The organism is Streptomyces sp. NPDC059582, from assembly GCF_042735715.1.
Lineage (GTDB): Bacteria > Actinomycetota > Actinomycetes > Streptomycetales > Streptomycetaceae > Streptomyces.
The window spans coordinates 21350-39556 of the sequence record NZ_JBHWCC010000070.1; the positions used below are offsets into that span (position 1 = coordinate 21350).

General features: G+C 71.8%; 17 protein-coding genes and 1 riboswitch. Of the genes, 12 read left to right on the forward strand and 5 right to left on the reverse strand.

All coding sequences use genetic code 11. The features are described from left to right. Positions 1-102: 102 nt before the first annotated feature. Positions 103-1221, forward strand: a complete 1119-nt coding sequence (locus ACFV0T_RS37660; protein WP_385789379.1) for a glycoside hydrolase family 6 protein — start codon at positions 103-105, stop codon at positions 1219-1221. Here the strand turns inward: ACFV0T_RS37660 and ACFV0T_RS37665 are convergent. Continuing rightward, on the reverse strand, positions 1203-2615 hold the full coding sequence (locus ACFV0T_RS37665; RefSeq protein ID WP_385789352.1) for a uracil-xanthine permease family protein: 1413 nt from the start codon (positions 2613-2615) through the stop codon (positions 1203-1205). The genes ACFV0T_RS37660 and ACFV0T_RS37665 overlap by 19 nt on opposite strands. Positions 2616-2837: 222 nt before the next feature. Here ACFV0T_RS37665 and ACFV0T_RS37670 point away from each other — a divergent pair, with 222 nt between their 5' ends. After that, positions 2838-3299 carry an acyl-CoA thioesterase gene (locus ACFV0T_RS37670; RefSeq protein ID WP_385789354.1) on the forward strand — a complete coding sequence of 154 codons (462 nt, stop codon included), beginning with the start codon at positions 2838-2840 and terminating at the stop codon, positions 3297-3299. Here ACFV0T_RS37670 and ACFV0T_RS37675 read toward each other — a convergent pair. Beyond that, entirely contained in the window at positions 3259-4470 is a 1212-nt protein-coding gene (locus tag ACFV0T_RS37675) for an MFS transporter (protein ID WP_385789356.1), read from the reverse strand. The two genes, ACFV0T_RS37670 and ACFV0T_RS37675, sit on opposite strands and share 41 nt — an antisense overlap. Positions 4471-4621: 151 nt before the next feature. On the opposite strand from ACFV0T_RS37675, the gene ACFV0T_RS37680 reads away from it, so the two are divergent. After that, a complete protein-coding gene (locus ACFV0T_RS37680; RefSeq protein WP_385789358.1) occupies positions 4622-5797 on the forward strand; it encodes an ROK family transcriptional regulator in 1176 nt (391 codons plus the stop codon). A 122-nt stretch (positions 5798-5919) separates the two neighbouring features. Here ACFV0T_RS37680 and ACFV0T_RS37685 read toward each other — a convergent pair whose 3' ends face one another. Next, positions 5920-6807 (reverse strand): RNA polymerase sigma-70 factor, encoded by an 888-nt coding sequence (locus ACFV0T_RS37685; RefSeq protein WP_385789360.1) that lies wholly within the window; start codon positions 6805-6807, stop codon positions 5920-5922. A 341-nt stretch (positions 6808-7148) separates the two neighbouring features. Further along, positions 7149-7279, forward strand: a riboswitch (FMN riboswitch). A 147-nt stretch (positions 7280-7426) separates the two neighbouring features. Between ACFV0T_RS37685 and ACFV0T_RS37690 the strand changes: the two genes are divergently transcribed. The 9 genes from ACFV0T_RS37690 (at position 7427) to ACFV0T_RS37730 (ending at position 14849) form a co-directional block, all read left to right on the forward strand. Continuing rightward, positions 7427-8032, forward strand: coding sequence for a riboflavin synthase (locus tag ACFV0T_RS37690; RefSeq protein ID WP_385789362.1), 606 nt, complete (start codon positions 7427-7429; stop codon positions 8030-8032). Continuing rightward, positions 8029-8673, forward strand: a complete 645-nt coding sequence (pnuC, locus tag ACFV0T_RS37695; RefSeq protein WP_385789363.1) for a nicotinamide riboside transporter PnuC — start codon at positions 8029-8031, stop codon at positions 8671-8673. The genes ACFV0T_RS37690 and pnuC overlap by 4 nt, the downstream gene beginning before the upstream one ends. Then, complete coding sequence (locus ACFV0T_RS37700) at positions 8670-9959, forward strand: bifunctional 3,4-dihydroxy-2-butanone-4-phosphate synthase/GTP cyclohydrolase II (RefSeq protein ID WP_385789365.1); 1290 nt, start codon at positions 8670-8672, stop codon at positions 9957-9959. Before pnuC ends, ACFV0T_RS37700 begins: the two co-directional genes overlap by 4 nt. Before the next feature lie 22 nt (positions 9960-9981). Further along, on the forward strand, positions 9982-10467 hold the full coding sequence (gene ribH / locus ACFV0T_RS37705; RefSeq protein ID WP_385789367.1) for a 6,7-dimethyl-8-ribityllumazine synthase: 486 nt from the start codon (positions 9982-9984) through the stop codon (positions 10465-10467). Positions 10468-10501: 34 nt separating this feature from the next. After that, positions 10502-10774 (forward strand): phosphoribosyl-ATP diphosphatase, encoded by a 273-nt coding sequence (locus ACFV0T_RS37710; protein ID WP_031486114.1) that lies wholly within the window; start codon positions 10502-10504, stop codon positions 10772-10774. 73 nt (positions 10775-10847) lie between these two features. Next, entirely contained in the window at positions 10848-11696 is an 849-nt protein-coding gene (gene hisG, locus ACFV0T_RS37715) for an ATP phosphoribosyltransferase (protein ID WP_385789369.1), read from the forward strand. A gap of 20 nt (positions 11697-11716) precedes the next feature. Then, positions 11717-12175 carry a PH domain-containing protein gene (locus ACFV0T_RS37720; RefSeq protein ID WP_385789371.1) on the forward strand — a complete coding sequence of 153 codons (459 nt, stop codon included), beginning with the start codon at positions 11717-11719 and terminating at the stop codon, positions 12173-12175. A 227-nt stretch (positions 12176-12402) separates the two neighbouring features. Further along, positions 12403-13728, forward strand: coding sequence for a hemolysin family protein (locus ACFV0T_RS37725; RefSeq protein ID WP_385789373.1), 1326 nt, complete (start codon positions 12403-12405; stop codon positions 13726-13728). Next, positions 13725-14849: a hemolysin family protein gene (locus tag ACFV0T_RS37730; protein ID WP_385789375.1), complete on the forward strand. Its 1125-nt coding sequence runs from the start codon at positions 13725-13727 to the stop codon at positions 14847-14849. Before ACFV0T_RS37725 ends, ACFV0T_RS37730 begins: the two co-directional genes overlap by 4 nt. Positions 14850-14874: 25 nt before the next feature. Here ACFV0T_RS37730 and ACFV0T_RS37735 read toward each other — a convergent pair whose 3' ends face one another. Together ACFV0T_RS37735 and ACFV0T_RS37740 are read right to left on the reverse strand one after the other, a co-directional pair. After that, positions 14875-16740 carry an AAA family ATPase gene (locus ACFV0T_RS37735; protein WP_385789377.1) on the reverse strand — a complete coding sequence of 622 codons (1866 nt, stop codon included), beginning with the start codon at positions 16738-16740 and terminating at the stop codon, positions 14875-14877. Between the two features lie 446 nt (positions 16741-17186). Continuing rightward, positions 17187-17807: a uridine kinase gene (locus ACFV0T_RS37740; protein ID WP_385789381.1), complete on the reverse strand. Its 621-nt coding sequence runs from the start codon at positions 17805-17807 to the stop codon at positions 17187-17189. Between the last annotated feature and the right edge of the window lie 400 nt (positions 17808-18207).

The window sequence follows — 18207 nt, forward strand, 5'->3', positions numbered from 1 at the left end:
GTCCCGTCACACGGGAGGGGGAACAGCACTGTGGCAGGTTTACGTGCCCGGCGCCTGGCCGTCCGCAGGGCCCGGCGCAGGCGGGCCGTCGGGCGTGGCGCGATGCTCGCGGCCGCTTCCCTGGTGGTCGCCGTCGGCACCGTGACCGGGGTGCTGTCCGCGCTGGGCGACGGCCGGGGGGCCGACGAGGCCCGGCCCGACGTGAGCGGTTCGCCGCGCCTCGCGTCGCTGCCCGCCGTGCCCTCGGTCTCGCCCTCGGCGAGCGGGACGACGTCCGCTTCGCCGTCCCCGAAGGAGAAGGCGGGCGGCACCGCCGCACCGCGCAGGTCCGAGCGGAGCCCGCAGACCGCCGCCGTGTCACCCCGTCTGTACCACCACCCCGACTCCCAGGTGACCGAGTGGGTGCACGACCACCCCGCGGATCCCCGCGCGGCCGTCATAGAGACCCGTATCGCCGAGCAGCCGGCGGCGGTGTGGTTCACCGACGCCGACTCCACGGTCACCGCGTCCCGGGTCCGGGCGGTCACGGCGTCCGCCGCCGCGCAGGGCCGGGTGCCGGCCGTCGTGGTGTACGCGATCCCGGGCCGTGACTGCGGCGGGGCCTCCGAGGGCGGGGCGGCCGACCTCGATTCCTACGACCGCTGGATCGACGACTTCGCCGCCGGGCTGGGCTCCGGCGAGGTCATGGTGATCCTGGAGCCGGACTCCATCGCGCAGGCCGACTGTCTCTCCGCCGCCGACCGCGCCGACCGCTTCGCCGCGCTGGCCCGCGCGGGCCGCGTCCTGAAGACCGCGAACCCGCAGGCGCGCGTGTACTACGACGCCGGGCACTCCGCCTGGAACCCGGCGGCGAAACAGGCGGCCCTGCTGAAGGAGGCGGGCGCCGCGTCCGCCGCCTCCTCCGACGGCGTCTTCAGCAACGTCTCCAACTTCCACCGCACGGCCGACGAGATCGCCTACGACCGGGAGGTCCTGGACGCCCTCGGCGGTCCGTCGGGCCTCGGCGCGGTCGTCGACACCAGCCGCAACGGCAACGGCGCCCCACCCGACGGGCAGTGGTGCGACCCGGCCGGACGGAAGATCGGCCGGGCCCCCACGCTGGACACCGGCGAGGCGCGCATCGACGCCTACCTGTGGGTGAAGCTGCCGGGGGAGTCGGACGGCTGCAAGGGGGAGCCGGGGACGTTCACCGCGTCGTACGCCTACGACCTGGCGCGCTGACCGCCAGGGCCGGCGCCGTCGTCACCGTCGTCGTACGACGACGTGCCCTCGTCCAGCAGCGCCGGCTGCGCCTTGAGGTGGGCCGGCGCGAACGCGCGCAGCGCGTGGTAGCCGGTGATCACCACCAGGGTGCCCAGGGCGATGCCGCTCAGCGAGAAGGTGTCGCCGAACGTCATGGTGACGTTGCCGACGCCGATGATGATGCCCGCCGCGGCCGGCACCAGGTTGAGCGGATTGCGCAGGTCGACCCGCGCGTTCAGCCAGATCTGGGCACCGAGCAGGCCGATCATGCCGTAGAGGATGACGGTGATGCCGCCGAGCACGCCGCCCGGGATCGCCGCGACGACCGCGCCGAACTTCGGGCAGAGACCGAACAGCAGCGCGAAACCGGCGGCGGCCCAGTAGGCGGCGGTCGAGTAGACCCGGGTCGCGGCCATCACGCCGATGTTCTCGGAGTACGTGGTGTTGGGCGGACCGCCCACCGCGGTCGACAGCATGGAGGCGACGCCGTCCGCCGAGATCGCCGTGCCGAGCTTGTCGTCGAGCGGGTCGCCGGTCATCTCGCCGACCGCCTTGACGTGTCCGGCGTTCTCCGCGACCAGCGCGATGACGACCGGCAGCGCGACCAGGATCGCCGACCACTGGAACGACGGCCCGTGGAAGGACGGAAGCCCCACCCAGTCGGCCTTGCCCACGGCGGAGAGGTCCAGGCGCCAGTGGTCGGTGAGCTTGCCGCTCGCGTCCACCGAGTGGATCTTCCCGAAGACCAGGTCGAAGGCCCAGGAGATGCCGTACCCGAAGACCAGGCCCAGGAAGATCGCGATCCGGGACCAGAAACCACGCAGACAGACGACCGCCATCCCGGTGAACAGCATGACCAGCACGGCCGTCCACTGGTCCTGCGGCCAGTAGGTGGAGGCGGTGACCGGGGCGAGGTTGAAGCCGATCAGCATCACGACCGCGCCGGTCACGATCGGCGGCATGGCGGCGTGGATGATCCGCGCGCCGAAGCGCTGCACGGCGAGACCGACCAGGAACAGGGCGACACCGACGACGAAGACCGCGCCGGTCACCGTGGCGCTCGTCCCGCCCTGGGCGCGGATCACCGCGGCGACCCCGACGAAGGACAGCGAACAGCCCAGGTAACTGGGCACCCGGCCGCGGGTCGCGAGCAGGAAGATCACCGTGGCGACGCCCGACATCATGATCGCGAGGTTCGGGTCCAGACCCATCAGGACCGGGGCCACGAACGACGCGCCGAACATCGCCACCACGTGCTGGGCGCCGAGCCCGACCGTGCGCGGCCAGGAGAGCCGCTCGTCGGGCCGGACCACCGCTCCCGGGGCCGGAGTGCGTCCGTCGCCGTGCAGTTTCCAGCGGACGCCAAGATCCATGGTGCGGTATCGCTTTCGTCGTACGAGCGGAGTGTCGGCACCATTGTCGGGGACGGGGCTGATCAGGGCCTTCTCGGGGCCGGGCCGGCCAGGGCCACCCGGCGGGGTCGCCTGAGCGTCCGCTTAGGATGTAAGGAGAGCGTCTCATCAGTGTCTATGGACGCATGCGTCTCAACGGTGTCCGTGAGCGCACGTGTCTCATCAGTGTCAGGAGCACCACCCGTGACCGCCGAAGCCCCGATGGCCCCCGCCCTGTCGTCCTACGGCCGGCTCATTGCCGTCACCGTCCACTTCGACGACCTCGACGCCCTCGGCCTGCTGCACAACGCCCGCTACCCGCTGCTGGTCGAGCGGGCCTGGACCGAGCTGTGGCAAGAGCGCGGGATCCGCTTCGACGGCGACTGGGCGGCGGCCGGCGACGCGTGCAACGCGGTCAAGGAACTCCGGATCACCTACGAGGCCCCGGTCACCCGGACCGGCACGTACGCCGTCCACCTCTGGCTGGAACGACTGGGCACCACCGGGCTGACGTACGGCTTCCGGTTCTGCTCGGCCGACGGGGCGGTGACCTACGCGCGCGGCGCCCGGGTCCTGGTCCGGCTCGACGCGGGGACGCTGCGTCCCGCGCCGTGGAGCGAGGCGTTCAGGGCCGCGGGTCGGGAACTGCTGCGGCCGGCGGACTGACCTTCGGCCGGTCGCGCTCGCCGGCGCGCAGCACGCCGGCGAACACCGCGAGCCCGCACGAGAGCACGGTCACCACGCAGAACGACACCATCAGACTGGTCGCCTGGGCCACTCCGCCGATCAGACTCGGCGCGACCAGTCCCGAGGTGTACGTGATCGTCGCGACGCCCGCGATGGCCTGGCTGGGGTTCGGACCGCTGCGGCCCGCCGCCGCGAAGCACAGCGGAACGACCACGGCGATGCCGAGGCCCATCAGGGCGAAGCCGCCCATCGCCACGGCCGGGTGGCCGGCGACCACGACGAGCAGGCCGCCGAGCGCGGCGAGGACACCGCCCAGCCGGACCGTGCGGACCGCGCCGAAGCGGTCCACCGCCGTGTCCCCGGCGATCCGGGCCACCGCCATGGTCAGCATGAACCCGGTCGTCGACGCCGCCGCGAGACCGGCCGACGCCTCCAGCCGGTCGCGCAGGTAGACCGCCGACCAGTCCAGGCTGGCACCCTCCGCGAACACCGCGCAGAAACCGACCGCGCCGATCAGCAGTGCCGACCGCGGCGGCAGCGCGAACCGGGGCGGCGGCTCCTCGTCCTCCGCCGGCTGGAGGTCGAGCACCCAGCGGCAGGCCAGCACCCCGAGCAGCGTGAGGGCCACGGCCGCCAGCGCGAAGTGCAGGCGCGCGTCCGATCCGAGGTGTGCGGCGAGCGTGCCGGCCGCCGAACCGATCAGGGCCCCCGCGCTCCACATGCCGTGCAGCCCGGACATGATCGACTTGTCGAGCAGCCGCTCGACCTCGACTCCCAGCGCGTTCATCGCGACGTCCGCCATGCCCGCGCTCGCCCCGTAGACGAACATCGCCAGGCACAGCGTGTACAGGTTCGGCGCCAGCGCCGGCAGGATCAGGGACACCGTCCACAGCGCGATCAGCCCGCGCAGGGCGTTACGGCTGCCGAAGGTGTGACTGATCCGGCCGGCCAGCGGCATCGAACAGGAGGCGCCGAACGCCGTGAAGGCCAGGGCCAGCCCGAGCTGGCCGGTGCTGAGCGAGGCGTGGTCCTGGATCCACGGCACCCGGGTCGCGAACGACCCGGTGACGGCGCCGTGCACGGCGAACACGGCCGCCACGGCGTACCGGGCGCGCCGCACCTCCGACGCCTCGTAGACCACTTCACTCATTCTCGGGCCCCTCCCGGACGTGGGTTTCCCCGCAGCGCTGCCGTAAACTATCAGGAACCCTGCCTGATAGATAGGGGACAAGAGGCCACGCGGTACGAGAGAGCGCAGGTCACCCACCGTGTGGTCGCGCCGATCTGGGAGGATTCCCGGCATGCCCGCATCCCCGAGCACCGCCCGGGCCATCAACGACCGGCTCGCCCTGCGGCTGTTGCAGGAAGGCCCGTTGACGGCAGGGCAGCTGAAGCAGCTCACCGGCCTGTCCCGGCCGACCGTCGCCGACCTCGTCGAACGCCTCACGGTGTCCGGCCTGATCTCGGTGGTGGGGGAGTCCGGGGAGCAACGGCGCGGCCCCAACGCGCGGTTGTACGGGATCGTCGCCGACCTCGCCCAGCTCGCGGCCCTCGACGTCCGCACGGAGGGCGTCGCCGTGGTCGTCGCCGACCTGCTCGGCGAGATCCTCGCCGAGGCGTCCGTGCCGATCGGCGGCGACACGGGCACCGGACCGGCGCTGGAGCGGGCGGTCGCGCTGGTCGAGCGGGCGGTGAAGCAGGCGGGCGCCGACCGGCTGCACACCGTGGGCATCGGCGCGCCCGGTCTCATCGCCCCGGCCACCGGCGAACTGCGCGACTCCACGGGCCTGCCCGGATGGCACCGCCGCCTGGTGGCCGCGCTCCAGGAACGGCTCCCGGACGCCCGCGTCATCGTCGAGAACGAGACCAACCTCGCCGCCCTGGCCGAGCAGCGCGAGGGCGCGGCCCATGACCGCGACACCTTCGTCCTGCTCTGGCTGGGCCACGGCACCGGCGCGGCCGTGGTCCTGGACGGCACCCTGCGCCGCGGCGCCTCCGGCGGCACCGGGGAGATCGGCTTCCTGCCGGTGCCGGGGACGGACGGCCTGCCGTCGGCCACCGGGTGCGAGGGCGGCTTCCACTCCCTGGCGGGGTCCGCGGCGATCACGGACCTCGCACGGGAGTACGGCATCCAGGCCCCGCTGACGGACCATGAACCGCCGGCCGCGGTCATCGTGCGCGAGGCCGTGGCGGCGCCCGACCCGGCCGCCGCCCGCTTCCTGGACGCCCTCGCCGACCGCGTCGCCGTGGGCGTCGCCTCGGTCGTGGCCGTACTGGACCCCGGCTGTGTGGTCCTCGGCGGCGAGGTCGGACAGGCCGGGGGCGAGGTGCTCGCCGCTCGGGTCGAGCAACGGGTCCGCCGGATGTCACCGCTGCCCACGGAGGTGCGGCCCGGCGTGCTGGGGGGCGGGGCGGTGCTGCGGGGAGCGCTGTTGACGGCGCGGGAGTCGGCCCAGGGGGACTTGTTCGGGGCGTGAGGGCGCGGCGACGCGAGGGCGCAGGCGCAACCGTCGGTCGCGAGACCTGCGACCGAGCCTCGCCCGGCCGCCCGCAAGGGAACGCCGAGCACCGCTCGTTACGGCTACGGCTACGGCTACGGCTACGGCTGTCCGAGCTGACGCCGTACGAAGTCCAGCTTGTCCGGGTTCATCACGGCTCGTAGCCGGGTGATCAGGTCGTAGCGCAGCTCGAACGTGACCACGCCGACCAGACGGTCGCCCGCCCAGGCCGCCAGTCCGTTCGCGCCGTTGATCTCGGCCACCGTGAAGTCGAGGTCCGCCGTGACCTTCCGGGCCCCGCCCACCAGGAACCGGACGACCTTCTCGCGCCCCTCCACCGGCCGCCGGGTCACCCGGACCTTGCCGCCACCGTCGCCCCACCAGATCACGTCGGCGGCGAGCAGCTTCTCCAGGCAGGCCGGGTCGCCGTCCCGGGCCGCCGTGACGAACGACGTGACCAGTTCAGCCTGCCGCTCCGGGTCGGGCTCGAACCGTCCCTGCGGCGCCGCCGCGCGTTGCACCGCCCGCCGGTGCAGCTGACGGCAGTTGGCCTCCGTCAGGTCCAGCAGCGCGGCGATCTCCCGATGGCCGTGGCCGAACGCCTCCCGCAGGACGTACACGGCCCGTTCGCTCGGCGTGAGCCGCTCCAGCAGCACCAGCAGCGTCATCGACACGGCGTCGCGCTGCTCGGCCGACTCCAGCGGGCCGAGCGTGCCGTCGGAGGTGAGTACGGGCTCCGGCAGCCAGATCCCGACGTACTGCTCGCGCCGGAAGCGGGCGGTGGTCAGCCGGTTGAGGCAGAGGTTGGTGACGACCTTGGCGAGCCAGGGGCCGGTGTGTTCGATCCGGGCGCGGTCGGCGCCGCTGAAACGCAGGGAGGCGTCCTGGACCGTGTCCTCGGCCTCGTCGGCGGAGCCGAGCATGCGGTACGCCAGACCGAACAGCCGGGCGCGGTGACGCTCGAACTCCTCGGCGATCGCGGTCGTCATGCGTTCACCCTGCCAGAACGCGAAGCGGGGAGGCGGGTGGGAGGAGCGGGCGGGAGCGGTGAGAGGGAATGGGGAGAGGGAGTGGAGAGAGGGAGAGAGGGAGTGGAGAGCCCGGCGGCGGGCAAGGGCCGTCGTCACCGCCGCCGGGCGTGGGCAGACCCTAAAGAGGACTAGACCACTCCGTCAATAGGTATGGACCATCTCAAGCCGCCCCAGGTGGGCCGCAGTTGGGTTCCTGACGGCCCGTCCGGAAAGTCCAGTGACACGCCCTGTGAGCGAGCCCACATCGTTCGCCCGCATGGACGCCGATCAGGCGTGGCACACTGGCCCTGTACCTAAAGCAGCGCACTCCGGGGTCGGTGAAAGTCCGAACCGGCGGTTATAGTCCGCGACCCGGTCGCTTCCAGCGGCCGGTTGACCAGGTGGAATTCCTGGACCGACGGTTAAAGTCCGGATGGGAGGCAGTGCGCGGCGGGCGGGCATTCGTGCGCGCCGCCGTATGTTCTCGTCCGAGTGGACGAGTCTGTCCGGCGTCGCCCCCGGTGTCGTAGCTCGTACTTTCTGTCGTCATCGACAGGCCCCGGAGTCCGTGCCCCTATGTGGCAGGAGGACCCGGGAAATGTTCACCGGAATCGTCGAAGAGCTGGGCGAGATCACCGCCGTCGAGAATCTCGGCGACGCCTCCCGCTTCCGGCTGCGCGGCCCCGTCGTGACCGAGGGCGCGAAGCACGGCGACTCCATCGCCGTGAACGGAGTCTGTCTCACCGTCGTCGAGCACGAGGGCGACGAGTTCACGGCCGACGTCATGGCCGAGACGCTCGACCGCTCCAGCCTCGGCGCCCTGAGCGCCGGCTCCCGCGTCAACCTCGAACGACCCACCGCCGTCGGCGCCCGTCTCGGCGGGCACATCGTGCAGGGACACGTCGACGGTACCGGCCGGGTACTGGAGCGCAGGCCGTCCGAGCACTGGGAGATCGTGAAGGTCTCCCTCCCCGCGGACCTCGCGCGCTACGTCGTCGAGAAGGGCTCCATCACGGTCGACGGCATCAGCCTCACCGTCGTCGAGGCCGGTCCCGACTACTTCACCGTCAGCCTCATCCCCACCACCCTCGCCCTGACCACACTCGGCCTCAAGCAGCCCGGCGACCCGGTCAACCTCGAGGTGGACGTCGTCGCCAAGTACGTCGAGCGCCTGCTCGCGGCCGGTCAGGGGGCAGGGAAGTGACCTGGCTGAACTCCGAGGCCTTCGTCCTGTTCGACCAGCACATCAAGTGGTCGGACATGATCGGCAACGTGATCGGCCTGATCGCTCTCGCCTTCGGCTGGCGGCGCTCCATCTGGAGCTGGCCCGCCCAGTTCGTCTCCGGCCTCATCCTCTTCGCGGCCTTCGCCGACGCCCACCTCTCCGGCAGCGCCGGCAAGCAGGTCGTCGTGATGGTCGTCGCCGGGTACGGCTGGTGGCAGTGGAACCGCGGCCGGGGCCAGGGCGAGGACGGCCACATCGCCGTCCGCTTCGCCACCTGGCGCGAGCGCGGGGTGCTGGTCGCGGCCGCCGCCGTCGGCACGGTCGCGGTGGCCCTGCTCTTCAAGGCCTACCCGTCCCTGTCCTGGGATCCCTGGCCGGACGCGTACATCTTCGTCGGCACCGTCGTCGCGATGTACGCCCAGGCCCGCGGCATGGTCGAGTTCTGGTTCGCCTGGCTGCTGGTCGACGTCGTCGGCGTCCCCCTGAACTTCGCCAACGGCTTCGCCTTCTCCGGCTTCGTCTACGTCATCTACGGCGCGCTCGTCCTGTGGGGCATGCGCGACTGGTGGCTGCGGTCCCGCAAGGGTCCCCAGCCCGCTCTGGAAGGAGCGCCGGCATGAGTGCGGCACCGATCCTGTACAGCACCGACGGCTTCGAGGACTTCGCGCTCGACCCGATCGAGCAGGCCATCGCGGACATCGCGGCCGGCCGGCCGATCGTGGTCGTCGACGACGAGGACCGCGAGAACGAGGGCGACCTCGTCATCGCCGCCGAGAAGGCCACCCCCGAGATCATCGCCTTCATGATGAGCGAGTGCCGCGGCCTGATCTGCGCCCCCATGGAGGGCGCCGAACTGGACCGGCTCCAGCTCCCGCAGATGGTCGAGGACAACACCGAGTCCATGAAGACGGCGTTCACCGTCTCCGTGGACGCCTCCGCCGCCCACGGCGTGAGCACCGGCATCTCGGCCTCCGACCGCGCGACCACGCTGAGCGTCCTCGCGAGCGGCACGGCGGAGCCGGCCGACCTCGTCCGCCCCGGCCACATCTTCCCGCTGCGCGCCAGGTCCGGGGGCGTCCTGGTCCGCAACGGCCACACCGAGGCCGCCGTCGACCTCGCCCGCCTCGCGGGCCTGCGTCCGGCCGGCGCGATCGTCGAGATCGCCGGCGAGGACGGCCGCATGCTGCGCCTGCCCGAGCTGATCCCGTTCGCCCGCAAGCACGGACTGACGATCATCTCCATCGAGGACCTGATCGCCTACCGCCGCTCCGCCGAGCCCACCGTCCGCCGCGAGGCGCAGGTCCACCTGCCCACCGTCCACGGCACGTTCACGGCGTTCGGCTACCGCTCGACCGCCGACGGCGTCGAGCACGTCGCCCTGGTCCACGGCGAGATCGGCGACGGCGAGGACGTCCTGGTCCGCGTCCACTCCGAGTGCCTCACCGGCGACGTCTTCGGCTCCCAGCGCTGCGACTGCGGCCCCCAGCTGGACGCCTCCCTGGAGCGCATCCAGCACGAGGGCCGGGGCGTGGTGGTCTACCTGCGCGGACACGAGGGCCGCGGCATCGGCCTGCTGTCCAAGCTGCGCGCGTACGAGCTCCAGGAGCGCGGCCACGACACCCTCGACGCCAACCTCGAACTCGGCCTGCCCGCCGACGCCCGCGACTACGGCGCCGGCGCGCGGATCCTCGAGGACCTCGGCGTGCGCAGCGTGCGGCTGATGACCAACAACCCCGACAAGACCGACGCGATGCTGCGCCACGGCCTCAAGGTCACCGGCCGCGAGCCGATGCCCGTACAGGCGGGCGAGCACAACCTCCGCTACCTGCGCACCAAGCGGGACCGGATGGGTCACGACCTGCCCTGGCTGGACGCGCCCACCGCGTCCACCTGCGGCAACCAGTAAGAACAGAGCACTGAGGAGAGACGTGAGCGGCAAGGGTGCACCGGAACTGTCCGTACGCAATGTGGGTGACCTGCGGGTCGCCGTCATCGCGGCACAGTGGCACGAGAAGGTGATGGACGGTCTGGTGGACGGCGCGCTGCGCGCCCTGCACGACCTGGGCATCGACGAGCCGACCCTGCTCAGGGTCCCCGGCAGCTGGGAGCTCCCGGTGGCCGCCAAGGTCCTCGCGGGCCGCGGCTACGACGCCGTCGTGGCGCTGGGGGTCGTCATCCGCGGCGGCACGCCCCACTTCGAGTACGTGTGCCAGGGCGTCACCGCGGGCCTCACCCAGGTCTCCGTCGAGACCGGTGTCCCCGTCGGCTTCGGCCTGCTGACCTGCGACACCGAGGAGCAGGCGCTGGACCGGGCGGGCATCGAGGGCTCCAGCGAGGACAAGGGGCACGAAGCGGTGACCGCGGCGGTGGCGACCGCGGCCACCCTCCGCTCAGTATCCGAACCCTGGCACTGAGGCACCGCCCGGACCGCGTAGGGTGAGGACCACCATGTCCAAGAAGACTTTCGAGGAGCTCTTCACCGAGCTCCAGCACAAGGCAGCCAACGGCGATCCCGCCACCTCCCGTACCGCGGAACTGGTCGGCAAGGGTGTTCATGCCATCGGCAAGAAGGTCGTCGAGGAGGCCGCCGAGGTCTGGATGGCCGCCGAGTACGAGGGCAAGGAGGCGGCCGCCGAGGAGATCTCGCAGCTGCTGTACCACGTCCAGGTGATGATGGTCGCCCGCGGGATCTCGCTGGACGACGTCTACGCCCACCTCTGAGCCGTACGCGCGTCCCGCACCGCGCCCTCACCCTGTTTCATCCCGTTCGAAACAAGCAAAGGAAGCCGACCTCATGCTGCGCATCGCCGTCCCGAACAAGGGTTCCCTGTCCGGACCTGCGGCGGACATGCTGCATGAGGCCGGCTACCAGCAGCGCCGCGAGTCCAAGGAGCTGCGGGTCGTCGACCCGGTCAACGAGGTCGAGTTCTTCTACCTCCGCCCCCGCGACATCGCGATCTACGTCTCCTCCGGCCGCCTCGACATCGGCATCACCGGCCGCGACCTGCTGGTCGACTCCGCCGCCGGCTCCGAGGCGATCCTGCCGCTCGGCTTCGCCCGCTCCACCTTCCGCTTCGCCGCCAAGCCCGGCACCGTGAAGGGCGTGGAGGACCTGAAGGGCAAGACGGTCGCCACCTCCTACGAGGGCATCGTCGCCGCCTACCTCGACGAGCAGGGCATCGACGCCTCCGTCGTCCACCTCGACGGCGCCGTCGAGACCGCGATCGAACTCGGCGTCGCCGAGGTCATCGCGGACGTGGTCGAGACCGGCACCTCGCTGCGCAACGCGGGCCTGGAGGTCTTCGGCGACCCCATCATGAAGTCCGAGGCCGTCGTCATCCGCCGGGCCGGCGCGGACGTCGAGGAGCCCAAGGTCGAGCAGTTCCTGCGCCGCCTCCAGGGCGTCCTGGTGGCCCGCACGTACGTGATGATGGACTACGACTGCCGGGTCGAGCAGCTGGAGAAGGCCGTCGCCCTGACTCCGGGCCTGGAGTCCCCGACCGTCTCCCCGCTGCACAACGAGGGCTGGGTCGCCGTCCGCGCGATGGTCCCCGCCAAGGAAGCGCAGCGGATCATGGACGACCTCTACGACATCGGCGCCCGGGCCATCCTGACCACGGCCATCCACGCCTGCCGCCTCTGAACCCGGGGAAGCACACAGCGATGTCCGACCAGCCCACCAGCCTTCCCATCACGTTCCGGCCGGGACGCACCCGCGCGGTGCTGCTCAGCGCCGGTGTCGCGATCTTCGTGGTCCTCTCCGCGGTCTCGCTGCTCCTGGAGCAGCTCGGCCCGGGGGACCGGATCACCTTCATCGCCACCGGAGCCCTCATCTTCGGGGTGCTGGCCCTGCTCGCCCGGGTGAAGGTCGTCGCCGACGAGTCCGGCGTCACCGTCGTGAACATCGCCGGCAAGCGGCATCTGGCCTGGGCGGAGATCCTCCGGGTGAACCTGCGCTCCGGCGATCCCTGGGTGTTCCTCGACCTCAGCGACGGCACCAGCCTGCCCGCGCTCGGCATCCAGCCGGGCATCGCGAAACAGCGTGCCATCGCCGACGCGCGCACCCTGCGGACGCTCGTCGAGGCCCGTTCCACCCACGATCCCGAGCGACATCAGGACTGACTCGGGGCCGTCCACCCTGCCGCACAAGCCGGTGTCTTGATTAATCTGGTGGCGGAGGCGTTTTTCGCTGCGCCCCCGCCCCTGTGGTGCCGCCCCGGCGCACAGGGGTTCCTGCAACCCGAGGAGTGACCCTCTCCGGCGATGGACGGATCGTCCTGTAGTACCTGCGCCGCCCCCTCCCGACATAGCCCGGACCACGTCCGCGGCACTGCGGAGGCGGCGGCATCATGACCATCCCCCTGCTGCTCCTCGGAGCGGCGTTCCTGCTCATTCTCGCCAACGGATTCTTCGTGGCGGCGGAGTTCGGCCTGGTGACGGTCGAGCGCCCGGAGGCCGAGAAGGCGGCCGCCGAGGGCGACCGACGGGCCCGCACGGTCGTCGAGTCGCTCAAGGAGCTGTCCTTCCAGCTCTCCGGCACCCAGCTCGGCATCACCATCACCTCGCTCGTCGTCGGCATGCTCGCCGAACCAGCGCTCGCCCGGCTGCTGCACGGCCCGTTCACCGCGGTGGGCGTGCCCGAGGGCGCGGCCTCCGGTGTCGCCGTGGTCGCCGGCATGCTGCTGGCGGCGGCCGTGCAGATGGTGATCGGCGAACTCGTGCCGAAGAACTGGGCGATCTCCAAGCCCCTGCAGGTCGCCCGCTTCGTCGCGGGCCCGCAGCATCTCTTCGCACGCCTGTTCAGGCCGGTGATCTCCGCTCTCAACACCGTCGCCAACCGGCTCGTCCGGGCCCTGGGCATCGAGCCCGCCGAGGAGCTGGCCTCCGCCCGCACCCCCGGCGAGCTCGTCTCGCTCGCCCGGCACTCGGCCCGGGCCGGCGCCCTGGAGCAGGACACGGCCGACCTGTTCGTGCGGACCCTGTCGCTGGCCGAGCTCACCGCGCAGCACGTCATGACGCCACGCGTCAGGGTGAGCGCGCTCCAGTCGTCGGCGACCGCCGAGGATGTGGTCAACCTCACGCGGGCCACCGGCCTGTCCCGTTTCCCGGTCTACCGGGAGAAGATCGACGAGATCGTCGGCATGGTCCACCTCAAGGACGCGCTGGCGATCCCGGCGCACGACCGGCTGCGTACCCCGGTCGGCCGTATCGACCGGCCGGCGTTGCTCGTCCCCGAGACGCTGCCGGTGCAGCCGCTGCTCGCGCGGCTGCGCAGCGAGCAGCCCATCGCGGTCGTCGTCGACGAGTACGGCGGCACGGCAGGCGTGGTCACCCTGGAGGACATCGTCGAGGAACTCGTCGGCGAGGTCCGCGACGAGCACGACCGTCAGGACGTGCCCGAACTGGCCGCCGCCCCGCCCGAGGACGGCAAGCCCGCCTGGGACGTCGACGGCAGCTGCCGGGTCGACGTCCTGCGGCGCATAGGCCTCGACGTGCCCGACGGCCCGTACGAGACCGTCGCCGGGCTCGTCGCCGACCTCCTGGGCCGTATCCCGGCCCCGGGCGACAGGACGGAGCTGCCGGGCTGGCGGCTGTCCGTGCGCCGGGTCGGCCACTACCGCGCCGAGCGGGTCCGGCTGGTCCGTACCGCGGTCGTGCGGGAGGCCGTCCGATGACCATGCTGCAACTCGTCTTCGCCGCGCTGCTCGTGCTCGCCAACGGATTCTTCGTCGGCGCCGAGTTCGCGCTCGTGTCCGTGCGCCGCAGCCAGATCGAGCCGCTGGGCACCGCCCGGGCCCGCCAGGTGCTCTACGGCCTGGAGCGGCTGCCGCAGATGATGGCCGCCACCCAGTTCGGCATCACCGTCTGCTCGCTGACGCTGGGCGCGGTCGCCGAGCCTACGGTCGCCCACCTGCTGGAACCGCTGTTCGAAGCGGTCCATCTGCCGCAGGGAGTGATCCACCCCCTGGGGTACGTCATCGCGCTCGCCGCCGTGGTCTTCTTCCACCTCGTGATCGGCGAGATGGTCCCGAAGAACCTGGCCATGGCGGACCCGGAGAAGGCCGCGCTGTGGCTCGGCCCCGGCCTGGTCGCCTTCGCCCGGGTGTGCAGGCCGATCACGGTGGCCCTCGGCGCCTGCGCCCAGGGCATCCTCAGGCTCTTCCGCGTCGATCTCAAGGACGAGGTCGAGGCCGTCTTCACCAGCGAGCAGTTGAACCGGCTGGTGGAGGACTCCGGCCAGGCCGGGCTGCTCGCCCCGGAGGAGCAGGAGCGACTGGAGGACGCCCTCGAACTGGGCTCCCGCCCGGTCATGGATGTGCTGCTGCCGCGTGATTCCCTGGTGACGGTCAGCCCGTCGGTCACCCCGGGGCAGATCGTGGAGCTCACCGGCCGCACCGGCTACTCCCGCTTCCCGATCGCGGCGGAGACCGGTGCCTTCATGGGTTACCTGCACGTCAAGGACGTCCTCGACCTGGAGGAGTCCCAGCGGGCCGTGCCGCAGCAGATCTGGCGGCCGATGACGACCCTGCGGTGCGAACTGCCGCTGGACGACGCGCTGACGGTCATGCGCCGGGCGGCGACGCACCTGGCACAGGTCGCCGACGGCGCCGGGAAGGTGCTCGGCCTGGTCGCGCTCGAGGACGTACTGGAGCTGCTGGTCGGCGAGGTACGGGACCCGGCGCACCGGGAGCTCCCGGAGGTCTGGGTGACCGAGCCCCGGGTGAGCCCGGTGCCGCTCCCGGCCGCCCTCGAGCAGGCGGGACCCGCGTCGCCGGAGGGGGCCATGGCGAGCTGACCCGGAGCCGGGGCCGCGGGGTCCGTCACATCGCCGACGGATCCTGCGGCCCCCGCCCCGACAGCACCTCGCCGTACGCCTGCATCAGGTCGGGCAGCCGCAGTGTCGACAGATCGTCCCGCGACAGGCTTCCCGGGTACATCGACAACCGCAGATCCCGGTAGGCGCAGCTCTTCTCGTACAGCGTCCGCAGGAACCGCCCGTTGCCCAGCTCGTCGATCCACCCCTGGTCGACCACGTGCCCGGCGATGGAACGCAGCTCGTCGAGTGCCTCCTCGTCCCACACGTCACCGTTCTCGGTGGCCAGCACCTCGCCGATGGAGGTCAGTTCCAGGGGGCGGTACGAGGGGAAGTCGACGCGGGTCGTGAACCGGGACGACAGCCCGGGGTTGGCGGCGAGCAGGCGGTCCATGCCCTCGGGGTAGCCGGCCAGGATGACCACCAGGTGGTCCCGGTTGTCCTCCGCCCGCTTGAGCAGGACCTGCAGGGCCTCGTCGCCGTACGCGTCGCCCTTGCCGTAACCGGAGTTCGACAGGGAGTAGGCCTCGTCCACGAACAGGACGCCGCCGAGGGCCGAGTCGATCAGCTCGTTGGCCTTCACGGCCGTCTGGCCGAGGTACTCGCCGACCAGGTCGGCCCGCTGGGCCTCCACGAGATGGTCGCCGCCCAGCAGACCGAGAGCGTAGAAGACCCGGCCGAGGATGCGGGCCACCGTGGTCTTGCCGGTGCCGGAGGGGCCGGAGAAGACGAAGTGCCGTTTGGGCGGCTGCACCGGCAGTCCCTGCCCGGTCCGCAGCCGGGCCATGTTCAGCTGCGCCGACAGTGCCTTGACCTGGCGCTTCACCGGTTCCAGGCCCACCATGCGCTCGAGCTCGGCGAGCGCCTCCTCGAGTAATCCGGGGTCGGTGGGGCCGGCCGGCAGCGGCGACGAGGGGATCACGGACTTCTCGCGCACCGCCGGGTCGGTCGCCGACGGCAGGGGCCCGGCCGGTGGCAGGTCGGCCCCGGGGAACTTCAGGTCCCGGCCCTCGGCGCCGAAGAGCGGGTCGAGGACGTCCGGGCCGTCCACCGTGTCCTGCCCGGTGCCGGCCAGGGTGATCGCCGCGAGGTCGGTGTGGTCGTCGTAGCCGTCGCCCTCGGAGATCGCCGCGAGCCGGGCCGAGGTGTCCATGAACGCCGGGTCGACACGGTGCACCGCCCGGTAGAGGGGGAGCGCGGCCGCCGACCGGCCCGTGCCCTCATGGGCCCGTGCCAGCCAGTACCGCAGCTCCTTGCGCTGCGGCTGCTCGCTGCGGCAGCGCATCAGGGCCGACGACAGCAGCGGCTCGGCCTGTCCGTACATCTCCAGGCGGACCCGGGCCATGCCGCCGAACAGGCCGGCCTCGATGCCGAGCATGGCGTCGTCGGTCAGCGGGTCGGTGTGCCGGACGAGCTGCTCCCAGTCCTTGACCAGGTAGGCGCGGCAGGCGTGCAGGAAACGGACCTGGGGATCGGCGTCGACGGGCGGAAGTCCGGCGAGCGCCCGGTCCAGCTCCGGGACATGACGGCCGTCGAGCCAGTGCGAGGCGTGCGCGAGCAGCAGGTCGCGCGGGCTCTCCAGCACCGGCTGCACCCACCAGCCCAGCCAGTACCAGGAGTTGAGCGTGCGCCGATGCCGGGTCCGCTGTTCGCCGAAGCGCTCGCGGTGCCGGAACATCCGCAGCAGCGCGGTCGTCGTGTCGATGCGCAGCGCGTGCAGGCCGAGCCAGCCGTCGGCCATCCCGGGATCGATCCGCACCGCGGTGCGGAACTCCTCCTCCGCCTGGGGGTAGGCCCCCATCGTGTAGGCGTCCACGCCTCGCAGCCAGGCGAGGTCGGCCGGTGCCTCCGGGCCCCGCGTGCCGAAGTCCATCACGTCACGTCCCCCACAAACCGTGCCCCCGTCGGTATGCCGTCGGGCCGTCGCCCGTCGGTGCCCTGGTCGAACCACTGCGCCGCGGACCGGAGTTGCCAGGTGCGCGAAGCAGCCGTCCGCAGGTCGCACCGAGGGCATCGTACCTGCGGGGGTGTACCCGTCGAAGGGTGCGGGAGCGGCCGTTTGGCGAGGTGGAAGCAGACGAGAGCGCGCCGGGGATGGTGACCGAGTGTGAGCGAATCACGCCTCGCGGCAGCCGGAAAGGGTCCGGAAAACGGTCCGAGGACAGAACGAAACCCCCGATCACGGGGGAACAACCGGGGGCTTCGCGTCTCTGGGGCGGCTTCGAATGCCGCACATTGAGAACGTAAGTCCTGTACGGGCCCTCGGTCAAGCCGAGTTGAAACACTCTCGGAAGTTCGCACATGACGGTCTTCACAAGTTCAGCACACTGCGGGCGGTCCGTCACCGTGCGTGATTTTCTGGTCCGGTCCAATCGTTTCGACAGGCCCCGCCAGCACCTCGTACCCCTTCTGTCCCTGACGCACCAGAAGATCGGCGAACGGCCGGGAGGGGTCCTCGGCGAAGTGCCGCCGTTCCGCCCTGACCCACCCGTCCCAGAAGTTCCGCTGCTCCTCGCCGTCCCGCGACCGCCCACGCGCCCAGGACTCCTCCCGCGGCAACTCCATCCACAACAGGTGCGCCAGCCAGGGGCGCAGTGCGCGACGGCCCGCGCCGACTCCCTCGACCAGGATCACGGGGGCCGGCGGCAGCGGGCGCGGCGGTCCGAAGCGCCGGGCGTGCCAGTCGTAGGGGGTGTAGCGCGCCGTCTCGCCCCGGCTGAGCGGCTCGATCACCTGGGCCGCCAGCCGCCCGGTCCACGCGAACAGTTCGTCGTGGCCGGCGATGTCGTCGAGGTGCAGCACCGGGGCGCCGCCGAGAGCGTCGGCCAACTGCCCGGCGAACGTGGACTTTCCGGAGCCGGCGTGCCCGTCGATCCCGATCAGACGGACCGGGCCGCAGGACGGTGCGAGGCGGCGGAGCCGGGAGGCGAGGTGCTGGATGGTCGGTCCTGGGGTGCGGGGTGGGGTGGGGTGAAGCGAGCGTTGTGCGTGGAGTGGGAGTGGTGGGTGAGGAATGAGGGGTGCAGGGCGGGGGGCGGGTGAGACGAGAGTGCGGGGCGGTGCGGGTTCGCCGGAGAAGTCTAGTGCCGTGGCAGGCGACGTTCGCCCGTGAAGGAGCGGCGTCCGGTGCGTGCTCCCGGCGTGCCGGCCGGAAGTCCTCGTACCGGGCGTACTCGGGCTTTCGTCCGGTGCGGCGGGAGTCCGTGCCGGGCGTCGCGACGGGGCGAACGTTGCCTGCTGCGGCACTAGTAGGACTCCGTTATGTCCGTGTGTCGGTCCTAGTCGGGGGCATGTGTAGGGGTGTGGATGCACATGAAGTGAACCGTGCTCGGGCGAAGTT

Excerpts from the sequence above, each read along its gene's own strand:
- ACFV0T_RS37660 (WP_385789379.1), top strand. The coding sequence starts at position 103 with ATGCTCGCGGCCGCTTCCCTGGTGGTCGCCGTCGGCACCGTGACCGGG.
- ACFV0T_RS37665 (WP_385789352.1), bottom strand. The coding sequence starts at position 2,615 with ATGGATCTTGGCGTCCGCTGGAAACTGCACGGCGACGGACGCACTCCG.
- ACFV0T_RS37675 (WP_385789356.1), bottom strand. The coding sequence starts at position 4,470 with ATGAGTGAAGTGGTCTACGAGGCGTCGGAGGTGCGGCGCGCCCGGTAC.
- ACFV0T_RS37680 (WP_385789358.1), top strand. The coding sequence starts at position 4,622 with ATGCCCGCATCCCCGAGCACCGCCCGGGCCATCAACGACCGGCTCGCC.
- ACFV0T_RS37685 (WP_385789360.1), bottom strand. The coding sequence starts at position 6,807 with ATGACGACCGCGATCGCCGAGGAGTTCGAGCGTCACCGCGCCCGGCTG.
- ACFV0T_RS37690 (WP_385789362.1), top strand. The coding sequence starts at position 7,427 with ATGTTCACCGGAATCGTCGAAGAGCTGGGCGAGATCACCGCCGTCGAG.
- ACFV0T_RS37700 (WP_385789365.1), top strand. The coding sequence starts at position 8,670 with ATGAGTGCGGCACCGATCCTGTACAGCACCGACGGCTTCGAGGACTTC.
- ACFV0T_RS37710 (WP_031486114.1), top strand. The coding sequence starts at position 10,502 with ATGTCCAAGAAGACTTTCGAGGAGCTCTTCACCGAGCTCCAGCACAAG.
- hisG (WP_385789369.1), top strand. The coding sequence starts at position 10,848 with ATGCTGCGCATCGCCGTCCCGAACAAGGGTTCCCTGTCCGGACCTGCG.
- ACFV0T_RS37720 (WP_385789371.1), top strand. The coding sequence starts at position 11,717 with ATGTCCGACCAGCCCACCAGCCTTCCCATCACGTTCCGGCCGGGACGC.
- ACFV0T_RS37725 (WP_385789373.1), top strand. The coding sequence starts at position 12,403 with ATGACCATCCCCCTGCTGCTCCTCGGAGCGGCGTTCCTGCTCATTCTC.
- ACFV0T_RS37730 (WP_385789375.1), top strand. The coding sequence starts at position 13,725 with ATGACCATGCTGCAACTCGTCTTCGCCGCGCTGCTCGTGCTCGCCAAC.
- ACFV0T_RS37735 (WP_385789377.1), bottom strand. The coding sequence starts at position 16,740 with ATGGACTTCGGCACGCGGGGCCCGGAGGCACCGGCCGACCTCGCCTGG.